General features: G+C 53.3%; 1 protein-coding gene. It reads right to left on the bottom strand.

The annotated features are described in order from the left end of the window. Positions 1-255, bottom strand: a 255-nt coding sequence (locus KVT36_RS31825) for a hypothetical protein (RefSeq protein WP_217607453.1), incomplete at both ends; no start/stop codon positions are given.

The following is a 255-nucleotide window of genomic DNA, read 5'->3' as shown; positions in this document are numbered from 1 at the left end:
AGGATATAAAAACCGCTCTTCTGCAAGGGATATTGCCGGAAGCTTCCGGGGAAATGCACGGTATCGAGGAAGGCCTGTTCCCGGTCTAAAAAGGTTCCAACACACATAGGCGCACCCTGGGAGGTATTAATGTGTTTGGTAGTTACCAGGTAGCCTAGCACCCGCACGGTTTCTTCCAGCCTTGTGGCCATTTCCCGCACGGTCACATACTGGCTTTGAACATGTTCCAGCACGCTGAACGGGGAGCACAGCGGA

The sequence above is a fragment of the Chitinophaga sp. GbtcB8 genome, assembly GCF_019091455.1.
Lineage (GTDB): Bacteria > Bacteroidota > Bacteroidia > Chitinophagales > Chitinophagaceae > Chitinophaga.
This window is presented reverse-complemented; position numbering and strand designations above follow the sequence as displayed.